Below are 16,957 nucleotides of genomic sequence, written 5' to 3' on the forward strand. Positions count from 1 at the left end.
TTGCAGCAAACGCTCCAGTCGCGGCTGCTGCTCCTGCAAGGCCGGCCCCACGCGCTCCAGCCGCGCCGCGAGCAGATCCCAGAGCCGGGCCGGCATGGGTTCCTCGGGCGCCTGTTGCAGGGCACGGGCCAGTTCTTCGGCATAGAGCGGCACGCCTTCGGCGCGGCGCAGCACGGCCTCGGCCTGGGCCGGATCGCGCAGTTCCAGATGCGCGATCAGGCGCTGCATCTGCGAGGCCGGCAGGGGCTCCAGCAGCAAGGCGGGCAGTTCGGGCAGGGCGCTGGGGGCGGGCTCGCGCGAGCTCAGCACCATCAGGCGCGGCGCCGCGGCCAGGCGGCGCAGCCTCGCCAGCAAACCGAGCGAGGAGGGGTCGGCCCAGTGCAGGTCCTCCACCAGCAGCAGGGCCGGTCCACCGGGCTGGCCCAGCCCCAGGGCCGCCAGCAGCAGGCTTTCGTCCGCATGGCGGTCCGGCTCGGCATGGCCCGATGGCGTGCCTTCGCCGCCTTGCAGCAAACGCTCCAGTCGCGGCTGCTGCTCCTGCAAGGCCGGCGCCACGCCCGCCAGCAGGCGGCGCTGGCTGGTCGGGCCATCCTCGCCATGCGCCAGCTGCAGGGCGTTCAGACGCTGCTGCAGGCTGGTGATGAAGGGGTGATAGGGGCTGTGCTGGAACTCCGGCAGGCAGCTCAGCAGCAGGTGTTGGGCCGCGGTGGCCTCGCTGTGTTCCAGCAGGGCTTGCAGCAAGCGGGTCTTGCCCAGGCCGGGCTCGGCCTGCACCAGCAGGGCCTGGGGGCCGAGCTCGGGTTGTCGCCAGGCCTGCAGCAGCACGCTCAGCTCGCGCTGGCGACCGACCAAGGGCGCGCGGCGTGGCAGGCTCATGAGGCCTTCGCTGCCCAGCAGGCTTGCGCCGCCGTCGGCCAGCGCGGCCAGGCGAAAGCCGGCCGGCGCCTGGCTGCCCAGGGCGCTGCCCAGTCGAATCTCGCCGGGCTCGGCCAGCAGGGCCAGGCGCCTAGCCTGCCGGCTCAGCGTACCGGCGCTGTCTGGTGAGCCCTGGCGAGGATCGGCATAGACCCAGCCGGTCTCCAGCCCCAGACGTGGACAGAGCAGGGCGGGGTGCTGTGGCCTGCCGCACAGATGGGCCTGCAGGGCCAGGGCAGCCGCCAGGGCACGCCGCGGGGCCTGCTCCAGGGCGCGGGGATGGCCGAAGAAGGCCAGCAGTTCGCCGCCCTCGGCCCGCAGCACAAAGCCGCCATGGGCTTGCAGCATCTCGCGCAAGCGGGTCTGCAGGGCGGGCAGCTGCTGGCTCAGGGCTTCCGCCTCCACGCCCGGCGCAGGCTCCAGCTCGCAGGCCAGGGCCACGATGCGACGGCGCTCCGAGGGATGCTTGAGCGAGGCGCTCGGGCTCCCGCCCACCGGGGCCCGGCGCAGCTGCTCCGCCAGGCTCAGGGTCTCAGCCTCGGGCGGCAGGCCCAACTGCTCCTGCAGGCGCTGGCGGAACTGCTCGAACAGGGCCAGGGCAGCGGGGCGCTCGCGCTCGGCCTGCAGACGCATGCAGGCGCGCAGCAAGGCCTCATTCCAGGGGTCGAGCAGCAGGCCGCGGCGGGCGGCGCCCAGCGCCTGGCTGTTGCGGCCGGCCAGCTCCCAGCCCTGGCTCAGGCGGCGCGCCAGACGGCCGGCCGTCAGAGCCAGGGCCTCACGCCGGGGGCTCAGCCAGTCCTGCAGGCTGTGCAGTCCATCGAGTTCCAGCCCGTCCAGCAGTGGCCCGCGGTAGAGATCGAGCTGAGCCTCCAGGGCTTGCAGGGCTTCAGCGCTGGGGGGCTGTTCGGTGGCAAAAGCGGGAGGTGCGGCGCTGAATTCCTGGCAGTCCAGTCGCCAGCCCAGCTCCGGGTTCAGGGCGATCTGCTTCTTGTCGCTGAGCAGCACTTCCATGCCGGAGGCGGGCTGCTGCTGCAGCAGGCGGCGCAGGTCGAAGAGGGCGCGGCGCAGATTGGCGCGGGCCTGCTCACCCTGGGATTGGGGCCAGAGCAGTTCGGCCAGACGCTCGCGCGGCAGCGGACGGGCCTCCAGGGCCAGCAGGGCCAGCAGCAGGCGGGTCTTGTCGTAGGGGAACTCGACAGCTGCGCCATCGCCCATCAAGAGCTCGCAGCCCCCCAGCAGGCACAACCTGGGCGGCGGCGGGAGGGCAGGAGAGGCGAGGGCGCTGCGCGCGAGCGGGAAATCCATGGCGAGTCCGGCAGTATCTCCGCAGCCGGGCTTCGATCGCCGGTGCAGTGCCCCCGAACACGGGGGGCTCACTGTCAGCGAATCTTCATCTTGACTGGCGTAGAGCGAGCGCTGGCCAAACCCTCCGGCAGCATTCTCATGAATGCCGCCTTCAGACCCTCAGGTCTGGGCGGCCAAGCCCTCAAGCAGCTTCTCATGAATGCCGCCAAAGCCTCCATTGCTCATGCACAGCAGATGGTCACCGGGGCGGGCCACCTTCAGCACGGCGGCCACCAGGGCATCCACGCCCTCGCAGACCTGGGCCTGGGCGCCCATGGGAGCCAGGGCCTCCTTGGCGTCCCAGGTCAAGCCGGCCTGGTTGCAGAAAGCGAGGTCGGCTTCTTCCAGAGCCCAGGGCAGCTGGGCCTTCATGGTGCCCAGCTTCATGGTGTTGGAGCGGGGCTCGAACAGGGCCAGGATGCGCTCGGCCGGCGCGATCTTGCGGCGCAGGCCGTTGACCGTGGTGTGGATGGCCGTGGGGTGATGGGCAAAGTCGTCATAGACCTTGATGCCGCCGACCTCCCCGCGCAGCTCCAGGCGGCGGCGCACGTTCTGGAATTCCGCCAGCGCGGCGGCCGACTGTTCCGGCGTCACGCCCAGATGCTCGGCCGCGGCGATGGCGGCCAGGGCATTGAGCTGGTTGTGCTCGCCCAGCAGGCTCCACTCCACACGGGCCACCTTCATGGCGCCGCGCAGCACGTCAAAGGCCTGGGGCTCGCCGCGCGCGCGCAGGGCCCCGGGCTCTTCCTTGCGCACGCCAAAGCGCTGCACCTCGCTCCAGCAGCCGCGGTCCAGCACGCGCTGCAGGGCGTCCTCGCGGGCATTGACCACCAGGCGGCCCGAGGGCGGCACGGTGCGCACCAGGTGGTGGAACTGGGTCTCGATGGCGGCCAGGTCCGGGAAGATGTCGGCGTGGTCGTGCTCGAGGTTGTTCAGGATGGCGGTGCGCGGCCGGTAGTGCACGAACTTGCTGCGCTTGTCGAAGAAGGCGGTGTCGTACTCATCGGCTTCAATCACGAAGGCCTTGCCCTCGCCGAGGCGCGCCGAGACGCCGAAGTTCTGCGGCACGCCGCCCACCAGAAACCCCGGCTTGAGGCCGGCCTGTTCCAGGATCCAGGCCAGCATGGAGGTGGTGCTGGTCTTGCCATGGGTGCCGGCCACGGCCAGCACATGGCGGCCCTGCAGCACCTGCTCGGCCAGGAATTGCGGGCCGCTGGTGTAGGGGGCGCCGGCGTCCAGGATGGCTTCCATCAGGGGGAATCGCCCCTCGCTGGAGCGCGTGACCACATTGCCGACCACGAAGAGGTCGGGCTTGAGCTCCATCTGCTCGGCGCCGAAGCCCTGGATCAGCTCAATGCCCAGCTGCTCCAGCTGGGTGGACATGGGCGGGTAGACGTTGGCATCGCAGCCGGTGACCTTGTGGCCGGCCTCGCGGGCCAGGGCCGCCAGACCGCCCATGAAGGTGCCGCAGATGCCGAGGATGTGAATGTGCATGGTCAGAACCAGTTCGGTAGATGGGCCTTGGCGTCGTCCAGGGACTGCAGCACCAGGCACTGCGGCGCGATCTCGGCATCGGGTGCCTTCAGGTCAGGCACCAGCACCACGCCGGCCCCGGCCGTGAGCGCGCCGCGCGCGCCATAGCTGGAATCCTCGAACACCAGGGCCTTAGCAGGATGGATGCCAAGGCTGGCCGCGGCCAGCTCGAAGAGATCGGGATGGGGCTTGCCGCGGGCCACCTGGTCGCCGCCGTGGATGGGGCCGAAGAAGTCGATCAGACCCGTCAGGCTCAGGCGCTCCAGCACCTTGGCATGACGGGTGGAGGAGGCCACGGCCAGGGGTATGCCTTGTGCGCGCAGGGCCTGCAGCAGGGCCAGGGCGCCGGGCTTGAGCGCAAAGCCGCTGGTGCCGGGGCCGAAGCGCTGTGTCAGTTCCACATCCACCTGGGCGTACAGGGCCAGGGCGGCGGCCTCCGAGCCCAGGCGCTCGCTGAGCACGGCCAGGCTGTCGGGGCGGTTGCGACCCACGGTGAGCAGATAGTCCTCGCGGCGCAGCTGGGGGGCCAGGCGCAGCCAGGCCTCCAGGATGGGCCGCTCGGAGTCGAGCAGCAGACCATCCATATCGAAGATCACCGCCTCGAAGCGGCGCGCGGCAAGCGGGCTCACTTCAGCGCGCTGCGGGCGGCGGCCAGGGTGGCGACGATGTCGGCCTCGCTGTGGGCGGCGCTGACGAAGCCGGCCTCGTAGAGCGCCGGGGCCAGGTAGACGCCGGCGTCCAGCATGGCGTGGAAGAAGCGGTTGAAGCGTTCCTTGTCCGTGCTCATCACGGTCTGGTAGTTCTGCGGCAGCTCGGGCATCAGGAAGAAGCCGAACATGCCACCCTCGCAGTCGGCGCTGAAGGGCACGCCGTTGTCGCGGGCCACGCCCACCAGGCCGTCCACCAGGCGCCGGGTCTTGGCCGAGAGCTCCTCGAAGAAGCCGGGCTTCTGGATTTCGCGCAGCGTGGCCAGACCGCAGGCCGTGGCCACCGGGTTGCCGGACAGGGTGCCGGCCTGGTAGACCCCGCCCAGCGGGGCCAGGTGCTTCATGATCTCGTGGCTGGCGCCGAAGGCGGCCAGGGGCATGCCGCCGCCGATCACCTTGCCGAAGACGCTGATGTCCGGCTTGAAGCCCGGGATCAGCTGGGCGTAGTGGCCCTGGGCGCTGGCCAGACCCACGCGGAAGCCGGTCATCACCTCGTCGAAGATCAAGAGGGCGCCATGCCGGCTGCAGAGCTCGCGCAGCGCCTGCATGAAGGGCAGGCTGGCGCGCACGAAGTTCATATTGCCGGCGATGGGCTCCACGATCACGCAGGCCAGCTCGGCGCCATGCTGGGCGAAGGCCTCCTCCAGCTGGGCCACGTTGTTGTACTCCAGCACCAGGGTATCCTGGGCGGCGCCGGGCGTGACGCCAGCGCTGGTGGGGTGGCCGAAGGTGGCCAGGCCCGAGCCGGCCTTGACCAGCAGGGCGTCGGTGTGGCCGTGATAGCAGCCCTCGAACTTGATGAACTTGGGCCGGCCGGTGGCGCCGCGGGCCAGGCGGATGGCGCTCATGGTGGCCTCGGTGCCCGAGCTGACCAGGCGCACCTGCACCATGCTGGGCACCAGCTTGAGGATCTCCTCGGCCAGCTCGATCTCGCGCTCGGTGGGGGCGCCAAACGAGAAGCCCTCGCGCGCCGCGGCCGTCACGGCCTCCAGCACGGCCGGATGGCCATGGCCCAGGATCATGGGACCCCAGGAGCCGATGTAGTCGATATAGCGCTTGCCCTCGGCGTCGATGATGTAGGCGCCCTCGCCGCGCTTGATGAAGCGGGGCGTGCCGCCCACGGCGCGGAAGGCGCGCACGGGCGAGTTCACGCCGCCAGGAATGACGCGCTGGGCGCGTTCGAACAGGTCTTGGTTCTTGCTCATGGGATTGGACTCACAAGGCGCTGCGGCCCGCTGCCGGGCCGCTGGGCTTTCAGGCTCCGATGGAGGTCTGAACGGTTTGATCAGTGCATGCGTCGCGGCGGACGGCTGCTGGGCTCGGGTTCGGCGAAGTCGGCTTCCGCGGCTTCGCCCGCGACCGGCATTGCGGCTTCCTCGTCCTCGCCCGGTGGCAAGGCCCAGAAGAAGCGGTCGGGAATGACATTGCCCATGCCGGGGCGAAAGCCTGCGTCCAGGCTCTGGTCCAGAAAGGACAGAGCCTCGGCGACGGCGTCGTGCACCTCGGCGCCCACGGACAGCAGGGCCGCCAGGGCCGCCGACAGGGTGTCGCCCGCACCCACGAAGCTGACTTCGAAACGTTCGAACCGCTCCCCGGCGATGGGCCCTTGCGAGTTTGCCAGCACGTTGTCCACGAACTGGTTGGGCAGGGTGATGCCGGTGACCAGCACATGCTCGGCCCCATGCTGGGCGGCAGCCACGGCCAGCTCGCGTGGCGAGGCGGGGCGGTCGGCATCCCAGTCGGGCAGCAGGAAGTCGGTCAGGGTCTTGTGGTTGCCCACCAGCACCAGGGTCTGGGGCAGGACCAGCTCGCGGAAGGCGTCCAGATAGCTCTGCTGCTGTTCCTCGTCCAGCCAGGTGATGGCTGGCAGATAGGCGACCAGGGGAACATCCGGGTAATCGCTAAGGACTTCGGCCACCGCGCTCACGCCTTCGGCCGAACCCAGAAAACCGACCTTCCAGGCCGTGATGCTGATGTCTTCCAGGATGGATCGGGCCTGCTCGACCACGGTATCGCTGTCGATGGGATGCTGGTCGAAGATCTCGGCCGTGTCACGCAGCAGGATGCTGGTGACCACGGGCAGGGCGTGGGCGCCCATGGCGGCGATGGTGGCGACATCGCCGGCCAAGCCGGCGGCGCCGCTGGGTTCGCTGGCGTTGAAGCTCATCACACAGGCCGGCGCCGGTGCTTCCTGCTCGTCGTGCTGCGCGTCGGGGGGAGAGTCGGCTGTGCTCATGGTCAGGAGGGGGTGAAAGATCCTGTTACTCAGGACCCGAACAATGTGTGACTAAGCACCGCTTATGCCTCAAACTGCTTGTTGCATCTGCGCCTATTCATCCCCTGAGTGGGGGAGGTGGGCTGGCTACAATCATTGGTCATTGTAGTGAGCAAGCGAACAAGGCGACCGTGACCGAAGCAAGTACCTGGATGTGCCTGATCTGTGGCTGGATCTACGACGAGGCTGCAGGGGACCCCGAGCATGGCATTGCGCCCGGAACAGCCTGGGCCGATGTGGACATGAACTGGACTTGCCCCGAGTGCGGTGCCCGCAAGGAAGACTTTGAGATGGTCCGCATCTGAGGGCCTTGAGCCCCACCCCTGAGGAGAGTTCTTTGGATCTGCAGGCTCCCGATGTTTCCATGATCGAGCCGGCCACCGCGGCCAAGGTTCTGGTCATTGATGACAGCAATACCATCCGCCGCAGTGCCGAGATCTTTCTCAAGCAGGCGGGTCATGAGGTGGTGCTGGCCGAAGATGGCTTTGATGCCCTGGCCAAGCTCAGCGACTACCGGCCCGATCTGGTGTTCTGCGACATCCTGATGCCCCGGCTGGATGGCTATCAAACCTGCGCCATCATCAAGCGCAACCCGAATTTCTCGGCCGTGCCCGTGATCATGCTGTCCTCCAAGGACGGCCTGTTCGACAAGGCGCGCGGCCGCATGGTGGGCTCGCAGGACTACCTGACCAAGCCCTTTACCAAAGACCAGCTTCTGCAAGCGGTGCGTCAGCACCGCCGCGGCGCCTGAACCCCTTTTTTCCCCGAACGCCCTTAAAGAGGCCCAGCGAGGAACCCGAATGTCTATACAGAAAATTCTCCTGGTCGACGATTCCAAGACCGAGTTGCACCATCTCAGCGAGATGCTGCTCAAGCGCGGCTATCAAGTGCGCACTGCCGAAAACGGCGAAGAGGCGCTCAAGCGCCTTGACGAGGAAAAGCCCGACCTCATCCTGATGGACGTGGTGATGCCCGGCCAGAATGGTTTCCAGCTCACCCGCACCATCACGCGCGACGAGCGCTTTGCTGATGTGCCGGTGATCATCTGCACCAGCAAGAATCAGGAGACCGACCGGGTCTGGGGCATGCGCCAGGGCGCGCGTGACTATGTGGTCAAGCCGGTCAAGGCCGAAGACTTGCTGGCCAAGATCAAGGCCCTGGGTTGATACCCCATGAGCAATAAGCAAGCCCTGCGCGAACTGCAACAGCGCCTCGCGCAGCGCATGCAGGCGGCGCGAGAGCAGGCTCAGTCCGCCAACTGGCTGGCCGTGGAGGCGGGTGGCGCTGCGCTGCTCTTGCCTTTGCGCCAGTCCAGCGAGATCTTCACCCCGGTGCCCCTGCGCGCCGTGCCCTATGCCCAGCCCTGGTTGCTGGGCGTGGCCAATCTGCGGGGCGGTCTGCACACGGTGGTCGATCTGGCGGCCTTTCTGGGCCTGCGAGAGCCCACTGCGACGCGCAGCGACGGTGCGCGCCTGGTGACCTTGAATCCGGATCTGAACGTGAACTGCGCCCTGCTGGTCGACCGGCTGCTGGGCCTGCGTTCCGACGAGCAGTTGCAAGCGCTGGAGACGCCGGCGCATGACGGTACGCGGCCACGCTTTGCGGGTGGCCAGTGGCGGGATGCCCAGGGACGGCGCTGGCAGGCGCTGGACCTGGAATCCCTGGCCAGACACGAGCAGTTCCTGCGGATAGTGGCCTGACAAGGCCAGTCCCGGCCCTCCATCAGCGAGGGGTGGGCAGTCAAGATGACAAGAGGGTGAGATGAGCTTCCTGGACAAGATCAAGAACTTGGGCAAAAACGAGGCGGCGGCGGGTGCGCTGGCCGACTCGTCCGCGGCCAATGCCTATGGCCGCGGCTCCATGCCAGGCGACCAGCCGACCACGCAGTCGGCTTCCATCATCTCGGAAGCCGTGCCCACCGAGATCGCGCCACAGGAGTTTGCCGAGACGGCCAGCGCCTTCGGGGCCAGCACCGTGACGGCGGGCAGCGAGCGCCCCGAGGTCGATCAGGGCGCGGCGCGTCTGCGTCGTCAGCGCCTGCTGACCGCCTTGGTGGCAGCGGGTCTGGTGGGTTCGGCTGTGACGGTGAGCGTGGCTCTGATCAGCGCCAACCGTTCGGCCGCCCAGGTCCGCGCCACCGGTCAGGCCCTGATGCAGTCCCAGCGTCTGGCCAAGTCCGTGTCGGCCGCCCTGGTGGGCAATGCCGGCGCCTTTGCCGAGTTGCGTGAATCGGTGGCGGTGCTGACGGCCCTGCCGCCCGATCTGCGCGAGGGCGCCAGCGGTGTGGCCGCGGTGCAGAGCGAGCTGGACAAGGTGGAGCCCCTGATCGCCAAGGCCGACAAGAACGGCAAGACCGTGCTGGCCCAGGAGAAGGTGCTGACCCAGGTGGGCCAGGCCCTGCGCTCCATCAACCGCCAGAGCTCGGACCTGCTGGAAAGCGCCGAGGCCGTGTCCTCCCTGGCCCTGCAGCAGGGCAATACCGTGGCCGAGATCTCGGCCGTGGGCCAGCTCGTGATGCTGACCCAGCGTATCGGCAAGAGCGCCAACGAGTTCCTGACCCAGGAAGGCGTGAGCCCCGAGGCCGTGTTCCTGCTGGGCAAGGACTTGAACACCTTCAAGGAGATCGCCGAGGGTCTGCTCAAGGGCAACCCGGAGCTGCGCCTGCCCGGCGCACGCGACGCCCAGTTGCGCGAGCGCATCGAGGTGCTGCTCAAGCAGTACGAGGATACGCGCGTCCAAGCCTCGGCCATTCTGTCCAATCTGCAGGGTCTGGTCTCGGTGCGCGAGGCCCAGACCTCCATCCTGGCCGACTCCGAGCCCATGCGCCGCCATCTGGAGCAGATCGCGGCCGATCTGGAAAGCTCGGGCGGCGCCAGCTGGTGGCTGATCGGTCTGATGCTGGCCTCGCTGGCCGCCCTGGTGGGTGGTGCCCTGGGTTTCCTGCGCCTGTATGTGGCCGACCAGGCCCAGCGCGCCCTGCTGGCCGAGGCGCAAAAGCGCGAGGCCGAGGCCCAGGAGCAGGAAGCCAAGCGCGTTAACGACGCCAACCAGGCCGCGATTCTGCGACTGATGAACGAGCTGCAGTCGGTGGCCGAGGGCGATCTGACGCAGCAGGCCACCGTGACCGAGGACATCACCGGCGCCATCGCCGACTCGGTGAACTACACCGTGGAAGAACTGCGCAGCCTGGTGGGTCAGGTGCAGGGCACGGCCGCTCGCGTGAACGAGACCACGGCCCAGGTGGACCAGACCTCCACCGAGCTGCTCGCGGCCTCGACCGAGCAGCTGCATGAGATTCGCGCCACCGGCGAGGCGGTGCTGCAGATGGCGGGTCGAATCAACGAGGTGTCCGCCCAGGCGCAGCAGACCGCCGAGGTGGCCCGCGTATCGCGTGAGGCCGCCGAGACCGGCCGCCAGGCGGTGCTGAACAATATCGGCGGTATGAACACCATCCGCGAGTCCATCCAGGAGACCTCCAAGCGCATCAAGCGTCTGGGCGAGAGCTCCCAGGAGATTGGCGAGATCACCGAACTGATCTCGGACATTACCGAGCAGACCAATGTGCTGGCGCTGAATGCGGCCATTCAGGCGGCCTCGGCCGGTGAGGCCGGTCGCGGCTTCTCGGTGGTGGCGGAAGAAGTGCAGCGCCTGGCCGAACGCTCGGGCGATGCCACGCGCCGGATTGCCGCCCTGGTCAAGACCATTCAGACCGACACCCAGGATGCGGTGGCCGCCATGGAACGCTCCACCGTGGGTGTGGTCAAGGGTACCAAGCTCTCCGATGCGGCCGGTTCGGCCCTGGAGGAGATTGACAAGGTGTCGCGTCGCCTGGACGAGCTGATCGCGCAGATTTCGGCGCAGGCCCTGTCCGAGGCGCAGGCTGCCAACGAGGTGGCCGCCAATATCCAGCACATCTTCGCGGTGACCGAGCAGACCTCGGAGGGCACACGCTCTACCGCCCAGATGGTTCACGAGCTGTCGCGTTCGGCGGAAGCCCTGCGCGCCTCGGTGGCCCGATTCAAGGTCTCCTGAGCGGGACATATTCATGGCAGCGAGCATCGATTCGAGGATGGACCTTCCGCGCGATTCGGAGTTTCCGGCCGACCTGAGCCCCCTGGCCTGGGTTCAGGAAGAGCTGCGTCGCTCGCTGGAGTCGGTACACAAGACCCTGCGCCGCCTCTTGCGCGACGGCGACCAGCGCGGCTCCAGCTTCAGTGCGCTGGGCGGAGAGCCGGCGTCGGGCGCCGGCCATGGTCCGCTGACGGCGGCCGCCGCGCAGCTGCACCAGGTCACCGGCGTGTTGTCCCTGGTGGGCCTGCCCGCCGGTGCCACCCTGCTGCGTGCGGCCGAGACGGCCGTGCTGCGCCTGGCCCAGTCGCCACAGAGCGTGGAGCCGGCGGTGGTCGAGCTGATCGAGCAGGCCGACTTTGCCCTGCTGTCCTATGTGGCCCGTCTGCTGGCGGGCAACAAGGCTTCGGCCCTCGCACTGTTCCCGGCCTACCGCGCGCTGCAGACCTGGAATGGCGTGGATCGCATTCACCCGGCCGATCTCTGGCCCCAGGAGTTCAGCTGGCGTGCCCTGCCCGTTGAAGAGGCCAGCCCGGCCCTGGCGCCGGAGTCGCTGCGAGGCGCCTTCGAGACCGCGCTGCTGCGGCAGATGCGCCAGCCCGGTCCGCAGCCCGCGAGCCAGCTCAGCGATCTCTGCGCCGGCTTGGCGGCCGCGCATTCCGAGATGCAGGTGCGCTGCCTGTGGCAGCTGGCCGCCGCTCAGTTCCAGGCCCAGGCGCTAGGCCTGCTGCCCCCGGATACCTATGCCAAGCGTCTGGGTTCGCGCCTGCTGTCCCAGCTGCGCGCCGGCGGATTGCCCTCCCAGCGTCTGGCCCAGGACCTGCTGTTCTTCTGCGCCCGAGCCCAGGTTCCAGCCCCCGGCCAGGCGCCCCGCCTGGAGGCCGTGCGCCAGAGCTATGGTTTGGCCGCCGAGAGCGTGGGTGACTACGAAGACGACTCGCTGGGGCGCATCGACCCGGCCTGGGTCAGTCAGGCCAAGCGCCGGGTGTCGGTGGCCAAGGACAGCTGGTCCTCCGCCGCCGAAGGCGAGAACCACCGCCTGGCGGGCCTGGACGAGCAGTTTGCCGCCCTGTCCGAGTCCCTGGGGCGGCTCTTCCCCAGCGGTGAGGTGCTGGGCCAGACCCTGCAGCGCGCCGTGGTGGCCACCCTGCGCTCGGGCCAGGCGCCCAAGCCCGGTATGGCCATGGACGTGGCCACCTGCCTGCTGTATGTGGAGGCGGCGCTCGAGGACGCGGCTTTCGACCAGCCCGAACAGGCCGAACGCGTGCGTCAGCTGGCACGCCGGGTCGAGAGCGTGGCCCATGGCGAGGCGCCGGCTCCGCTCGAGGCCTGGATGGAGGACCTGTACCGCCGGGTCTCTGACCGCCAGACCCTGGGCAGTGTGGTCCATGAGCTGCGCGCCAGCCTCTCGGAGGTGGAGCGCGAGACCGACCAGTATTTCCGCGACCCCAGTCAGCGTCAGGTGCTGATTCCGGTGCCGGGCCAGTTGCAGGCCATGCGCGGCGTGCTCAGCGTGCTGGGCCTCTCGCAGGCCGCCCAGGCCGCGCTGCGCATGCGCGACGAGGTGGACGCGCTGGCCAATACCGAGGTCGATCCCAGCCTCCCCGGGCCGCGCGAGGCCTTTGAGCGCCTGGCCACCAATCTGGGTGCCCTGGGCTTCCTGATCGATATGTTGAGCGTGCAGCCGGCCCTGGCCAAGCGCATGTTCCACTTCGACGAGGCCAGCGGTGTGCTGTCGCCGCTCATGGGCCGCCGCAGCGATGCCGTGAGCCTGCCGCCGCTGGAGGCCAAGGCCGAGCCCAGTCTGCTGAGCCAGGCCCAGGCCGTGGTGCAGGACGTGCAAGACCGTCCTGCTGATGAGCTGGCGCGCGATATGGAGCGCCTGTCGCTGCAGGCGCGAGCCGAGGACGATACCGGCCTGGCGCAGGCCGCCCAGCAGGCCCAGCGCCTGCTGGAAGATCCCGCCCAGGCGCCGGCCCAGGCCCTGCAGTCGCTCAACGAGCTGCTGGAGGCCCGCGCCCCGGCGCCCGCGCCGCTTCCCCAGGCGTCCGAGGACGTGCTGGACGAGGACATGCTGTCCATCTTCCTGGAGGAGGCGGAGGAGGTCTTTGCCACCGCACGCGCGGCCTTGGCGGCCCTGGAAGCCCAGCCGCAGGATGTGGCCGAGCTCACCACGGTGCGCCGTGCCTTCCACACCCTCAAGGGCAGCTCGCGCATGGTGGGCCTGAATGCCTTTGGCGAGGGCGCCTGGGCCTGTGAGCAGCTCTACAACGACCGACTGAGCGCCCAGACCGGGGCCGACCCGGCCCTGCTGGCTTTCAGCGCCGAGGCACTGGACTATCTGGCCGACTGGTGCGCCGCCATCGCGGAACACCGCGCCGCCATGCACAGGCCCGAGGGCCTGCGCCGCAGCGCGGATGCCCTGCGGCTGGAGGGGCGTGTGCTGCCCCTGGATTGGCCGCTGGCCGAGTCCGCGCCGCAGCCGCAGCCGCAGCTCAGCGAGGAGCCGCAAGCCCTGGCCCTGCCCGAGGTGCAGGATCTGCCGGCCGCCCCGGTTCCGGACCTGCTGGAGCCGGGCTTCGCTGAGTCCGTGCCGGCAGTGCTGCCGCAAGCGGAGCAGGCGCAGCCCGAGCCAGAGCCTGAGCTCTCTTTGCGTTTGGACTTCCTGCCTGATGCGCTGCCCGGCGATGCGCCCATCGAGCCGGCTGAGCCCGAGTGGGTGGCGCCGGCTGTGCCGGCCTTTGCGCCGACCGAGCCGGTGGGCCTGGACCATGAGCTTGCCCCGCAAGTCGATCAGCCGTCCGGCCTGACCGAGCTGCTGGAGCTGCCCGAGGTGCTCGAGTCGGTCGAGCTGCCGCTGGAGCTTGATCTGCAGACGCCTGTGGCGGCGGAGCCCGCGGCCTATGCCGAACTGCCCGAGTTCGAGCTGCATCTGGACATGGGCAGCGAGCCCGGCGAGGCCGTGGACGTGCCCGAGCTGCCGGCCGGCGAGTCGCCTGAGCTCGGCGAGGTGCTGCTGGAGCTGCCCGAGGCTGAGGCTTTGCCCGAGCACGAGCACGAGCACGAGCCGGAGCCGGTGCCCGCCGTCCCGCAGCTCACTTTGGTCGTCCCCGAGACCGCGCCCGAGCCCGAGCCTGCTTCGGAGCAGGAGCGCGAGGAAGAATTCAAGGTCATCGGCCCGCTGCGCATAGGCATCGCGCTGTTCAACATCTTCCTGAACGAGGCCGACGAGTTGTCGCGCCGTCTGTCCACGGCCCTGGCCGAGTGGGCGCTGGAGCTGGCGGCGCCGGTCCCGGCCAATGCCGAGGCGCATGCCCATTCCCTGGCGGGCAATGCCGCCACCGTGGGCTTCGAGGATCTGTCGGCCCTGGCCCGTGAGCTGGAACATGCCCTGGGCCGCGCCGCCCGTGCCGGGCGCTACAGCGAACAGGACGCCCAGCTCTTCGTTGGGGCTGCGGACGAGTTGCGGCGCCTGCTGCACCAGTTTGCGGCCGGCTTCCTGAAGTCCGTGGATCGCCAGTGGCTGGAGCGCCTGCAGGCCTATGAGCCGCTGGAGCCGCGCGATGGCGAGACCCAGGGCTACTCCGAGCCCATGGACTTGCTGGACGTTCCAGCGCAGGTCCCGGCGCTGTCGGCCTTTGCCGAGCGTGCCGTGCAGGCCGGTCACGAGACCGTGGAGCCCGGTACGCCCGACCAGATCGACCCCACCCTGTTCCCGTTCTTCGAGGAAGAGGCTGCGGAACTGCTGGTCGAGTTGCATGCCCAGCTGCGCGACTGGGTGGCGCAGCCTCAGGCGCGCAGCCATGCCGCGGCGACCATGCGCACCCTGCACACCTTCAAGGGCGGCGCGCGTCTGGCCGGTGCCATGCGCCTGGGCGAGCAGGCCCATGAGCTGGAATCTCAGGTGGAGCTTCTGCTGGAGCGTGAGTCGCTCGCCGCGCCGGATCTGCATGTGCTGCAGGATCTGGCCGATGCCTTGCAGGCCGGCTTCGAAGCCTTGCAGACCGCACTCAAGCAGACACCGGCCTCAGTTCAGGAGCCGGGCGTCGAGTTGGTGCCTGCCTCCTTGCCCGCTGAGCCTGTGCCGGCTGCGGACGTGCTTGCGGACCAGCAAGCTCGCCCGGATGACATCGAAACTCTGCCGCTGCAGGAATCGGGCCCGCAGATCGACTGGTCGCGCTTCCAGGATGGCGCGCTGCCTGCGCTTGCGCAAGGCGATGAAGCGGTGGCCGGCCCGGTGGGCGGCGGCATGGTGCGTGTGCGTGGCGCGCTGCTGGAGCGCATGGCCGTCCAAGCCGGCGAGATCAGCATACGTCGCGCCCGCCTGGAGTCCGAACTCTCGCAGATGGAGACCTCCCTGCTGGATCTGGACGACAACCTGGAGCGCCTGCGCAGCCAGCTGCGCGAGCTTGAATTGCAGGCCGAGGCGCAGCTGGGTCAGCAACAGGAAGCCGCCAAGCAGGCCGGCCGCGATTTCGACCCCCTGGAGTTCGATCGCTACACGCGTTTCCAGGAACTGACCCGCTTGCTCACCGAGTCGGTGGGCGACGTCGCCACCCTGCAGCGCTCCCTGCAACGCAATGTGCAGCTGGGTGAGGACGAGTTGGCCGGCCAGTCGCGACTGACCCGCGAGCTGCAGGACGATCTCTTGCGTACCCGCATGGTGGAGTTCGATGCCAGCCTGGCCGAGCGTCTGCACCGTGTGGTGCGACAGGCGGCCCGCGAGGCCGGCAAGCAGGCTCAGCTGCAGATTGTGGGCGGTCATATCGAACTGGACCGCAGTCTGCTGGAGCGTCTGACCGGCGCCTTCGAGCATGTGCTGCGCAACAGCGTGAGTCACGGTATCGAAAGCCCGGCCGAGCGCCTGGCCGCCGGCAAGCCCGAGCAGGGCCTGATCACCCTGCGTTTGGCGCAGGAAGGCAATGAGGTGCTGCTGACCTTCAGCGACGATGGTGCAGGCCTGAATCTGGCCCGCATCCGCGAGCGCGGTGAGATGCAGGGCTTGATCGCCCAGGGGGCCGAGCTCAGCGAAGAGGCTCTGAGCGAGCTGATCTTCTCGCCCGGCTTCTCGACGGCCAGCGAGGTCACCGAGCTGGCCGGCCGCGGCGTGGGCATGGATGTGGTGCGCTCCGAGGTCAACACCCTGGGTGGCTATATCGATGTGAGCTCGACGCCGGGGCAGGGGGCTTCCTTCGCGCTGCATGTGCCCTTGACCACCGCGCTGACCCAGGTCGTGCTGCTGCGCTACGGTGAACACCAGGTGGCCGTGCCGGCCAGTCTGATGGAGTCGGTGCTGCGCATGCCGCTGGAGCGGGTGGAGCGGGCCTATGCCGAGGGGCATATCAGCGTCGGCGATGCGCAGCTGCCCTTCTACTGGCTGGGCGGCCTGATGAGCGACAGCAGCCGTGGCGTGCTGGCTGGTCGCAGCGTGCCCGTCTTGCTGGTCAAGAGTGCCCATCAGCGCATCGCCCTGCATGTGGACGAGGTGCTGGGCAACCAGGAAGTGGTGGTGAAGAACCTGGGGCCGCAGCTGGGCCGCGTGCCAGGTCTTGCGGGCATCAGCCTGCTCGCCTCGGGCGATGTGGCCCTGATCTACAACCCCGTGGCCCTGTCGCAGTCCTATGGCGCGGCTGCGCATGCCCATGCGCAGAACGCGCAGAGCGCGCAGCTGATCTCGCCCGCCGATGTGCCCGAGGTGCTGGCGCCGCTGGTGATGGTGGTCGATGACTCGCTGACCGTGCGTCGCGTCACCCAGCGCCTGCTGGACCGCGAGGGTTATCGCGTGCTGCTGGCCAAGGACGGCATGGATGCCATGGAGAAGCTCTCCGGCGACGAACTGCCTGCCGTGGTGCTCTCGGACATCGAGATGCCGCGCATGGATGGCTTTGATCTGGTGCGCAATATCCGGGCCGACAGCCGCCTGTCCGGTCTGCCCGTGATCATGATCACCTCGCGCACAGCCCAGAAGCACCGTGCCTATGCCCTGGAACTCGGGGTGGAGCACTACCTGGGCAAGCCCTATGACGAAGAGCAGTTGCTGAGCCTGATTGCCAGATACACTTCGGGCACTCTCGCTGCAGCCGAACCGGCCTAGCGGCCGAGACATGCCCGGCTG

11 protein-coding genes are annotated in these 16,957 nt (G+C 68.9%); 6 read left to right on the forward strand and 5 right to left on the reverse strand.

The features are described 5' to 3' along the window. The 5 genes from ACK5F2_RS13975 to ACK5F2_RS13995 all read right to left on the reverse strand — a co-directional run. The coding region (locus ACK5F2_RS13975; RefSeq protein ID WP_409865564.1) for an AAA family ATPase at positions 1-2,220 on the reverse strand (2,220 nt) is incomplete at its 3' end. A gap of 159 nt (positions 2,221-2,379) precedes the next feature. Further along, on the reverse strand, positions 2,380-3,753 hold the full coding sequence (gene mpl / locus ACK5F2_RS13980; RefSeq protein ID WP_409865566.1) for a UDP-N-acetylmuramate:L-alanyl-gamma-D-glutamyl-meso-diaminopimelate ligase: 1,374 nt from the start codon (positions 3,751-3,753) through the stop codon (positions 2,380-2,382). Between the two features lie 2 nt (positions 3,754-3,755). Further along, positions 3,756-4,421 carry an HAD family hydrolase gene (locus ACK5F2_RS13985; RefSeq protein WP_409865567.1) on the reverse strand — a complete coding sequence of 222 codons (666 nt, stop codon included), beginning with the start codon at positions 4,419-4,421 and terminating at the stop codon, positions 3,756-3,758. After that, a complete protein-coding gene (gene hemL, locus ACK5F2_RS13990; RefSeq protein WP_409865569.1) occupies positions 4,418-5,704 on the reverse strand; it encodes a glutamate-1-semialdehyde 2,1-aminomutase in 1,287 nt (428 codons plus the stop codon). Before hemL ends, ACK5F2_RS13985 begins: the two co-directional genes overlap by 4 nt. A gap of 80 nt (positions 5,705-5,784) precedes the next feature. Continuing rightward, complete coding sequence (locus ACK5F2_RS13995; RefSeq protein WP_409865570.1) at positions 5,785-6,735, reverse strand: hydroxymethylpyrimidine/phosphomethylpyrimidine kinase; 951 nt, start codon at positions 6,733-6,735, stop codon at positions 5,785-5,787. Positions 6,736-6,926: 191 nt separating this feature from the next. Here ACK5F2_RS13995 and ACK5F2_RS14000 point away from each other — a divergent pair, with 191 nt between their 5' ends. The 6 genes from ACK5F2_RS14000 to ACK5F2_RS14025 all read left to right on the forward strand — a co-directional run bounded on the left by ACK5F2_RS14000 (position 6,927) and on the right by ACK5F2_RS14025 (position 16,936). Further along, positions 6,927-7,079 (forward strand): rubredoxin, encoded by a 153-nt coding sequence (locus ACK5F2_RS14000; RefSeq protein WP_133604594.1) that lies wholly within the window; start codon positions 6,927-6,929, stop codon positions 7,077-7,079. 59 nt (positions 7,080-7,138) lie between these two features. After that, positions 7,139-7,525 (forward strand): PleD family two-component system response regulator, encoded by a 387-nt coding sequence (locus ACK5F2_RS14005; RefSeq protein ID WP_409865670.1) that lies wholly within the window; start codon positions 7,139-7,141, stop codon positions 7,523-7,525. 49 nt (positions 7,526-7,574) lie between these two features. Beyond that, positions 7,575-7,940, forward strand: a complete 366-nt coding sequence (locus ACK5F2_RS14010) for a PleD family two-component system response regulator (protein ID WP_409846289.1) — start codon at positions 7,575-7,577, stop codon at positions 7,938-7,940. A gap of 6 nt (positions 7,941-7,946) precedes the next feature. Next, a complete protein-coding gene (locus tag ACK5F2_RS14015) occupies positions 7,947-8,474 on the forward strand; it encodes a chemotaxis protein CheW (protein ID WP_409865572.1) in 528 nt (175 codons plus the stop codon). A 61-nt stretch (positions 8,475-8,535) separates the two neighbouring features. Further along, positions 8,536-10,806, forward strand: coding sequence for a methyl-accepting chemotaxis protein (locus ACK5F2_RS14020; RefSeq protein ID WP_409865574.1), 2,271 nt, complete (start codon positions 8,536-8,538; stop codon positions 10,804-10,806). A gap of 37 nt (positions 10,807-10,843) precedes the next feature. Beyond that, positions 10,844-16,936 carry an Hpt domain-containing protein gene (locus ACK5F2_RS14025; protein WP_409865576.1) on the forward strand — a complete coding sequence of 2,031 codons (6,093 nt, stop codon included), beginning with the start codon at positions 10,844-10,846 and terminating at the stop codon, positions 16,934-16,936. Positions 16,937-16,957 lie beyond the last annotated feature (21 nt).

Origin of the sequence: Roseateles sp. (assembly GCF_046300915.1) — a bacterium.
Lineage (GTDB): Bacteria > Pseudomonadota > Gammaproteobacteria > Burkholderiales > Burkholderiaceae_C > Kinneretia.

Bases quoted from the DNA above. Each gene is read 5' to 3' on its own strand.
- ACK5F2_RS13995 (WP_409865570.1), bottom strand. From the start codon at position 6,735: ATGAGCACAGCCGACTCTCCCCCCGACGCGCAGCACGACGAGCAGGAA.
- ACK5F2_RS14005 (WP_409865670.1), top strand. From the start codon at position 7,139: ATGATCGAGCCGGCCACCGCGGCCAAGGTTCTGGTCATTGATGACAGC.
- ACK5F2_RS14000 (WP_133604594.1), top strand. From the start codon at position 6,927: ATGTGCCTGATCTGTGGCTGGATCTACGACGAGGCTGCAGGGGACCCC.
- ACK5F2_RS14020 (WP_409865574.1), top strand. From the start codon at position 8,536: ATGAGCTTCCTGGACAAGATCAAGAACTTGGGCAAAAACGAGGCGGCG.
- mpl (WP_409865566.1), bottom strand. From the start codon at position 3,753: ATGCACATTCACATCCTCGGCATCTGCGGCACCTTCATGGGCGGTCTG.
- hemL (WP_409865569.1), bottom strand. From the start codon at position 5,704: ATGAGCAAGAACCAAGACCTGTTCGAACGCGCCCAGCGCGTCATTCCT.
- ACK5F2_RS14025 (WP_409865576.1), top strand. From the start codon at position 10,844: ATGGACCTTCCGCGCGATTCGGAGTTTCCGGCCGACCTGAGCCCCCTG.
- ACK5F2_RS14010 (WP_409846289.1), top strand. From the start codon at position 7,575: ATGTCTATACAGAAAATTCTCCTGGTCGACGATTCCAAGACCGAGTTG.
- ACK5F2_RS14015 (WP_409865572.1), top strand. From the start codon at position 7,947: ATGAGCAATAAGCAAGCCCTGCGCGAACTGCAACAGCGCCTCGCGCAG.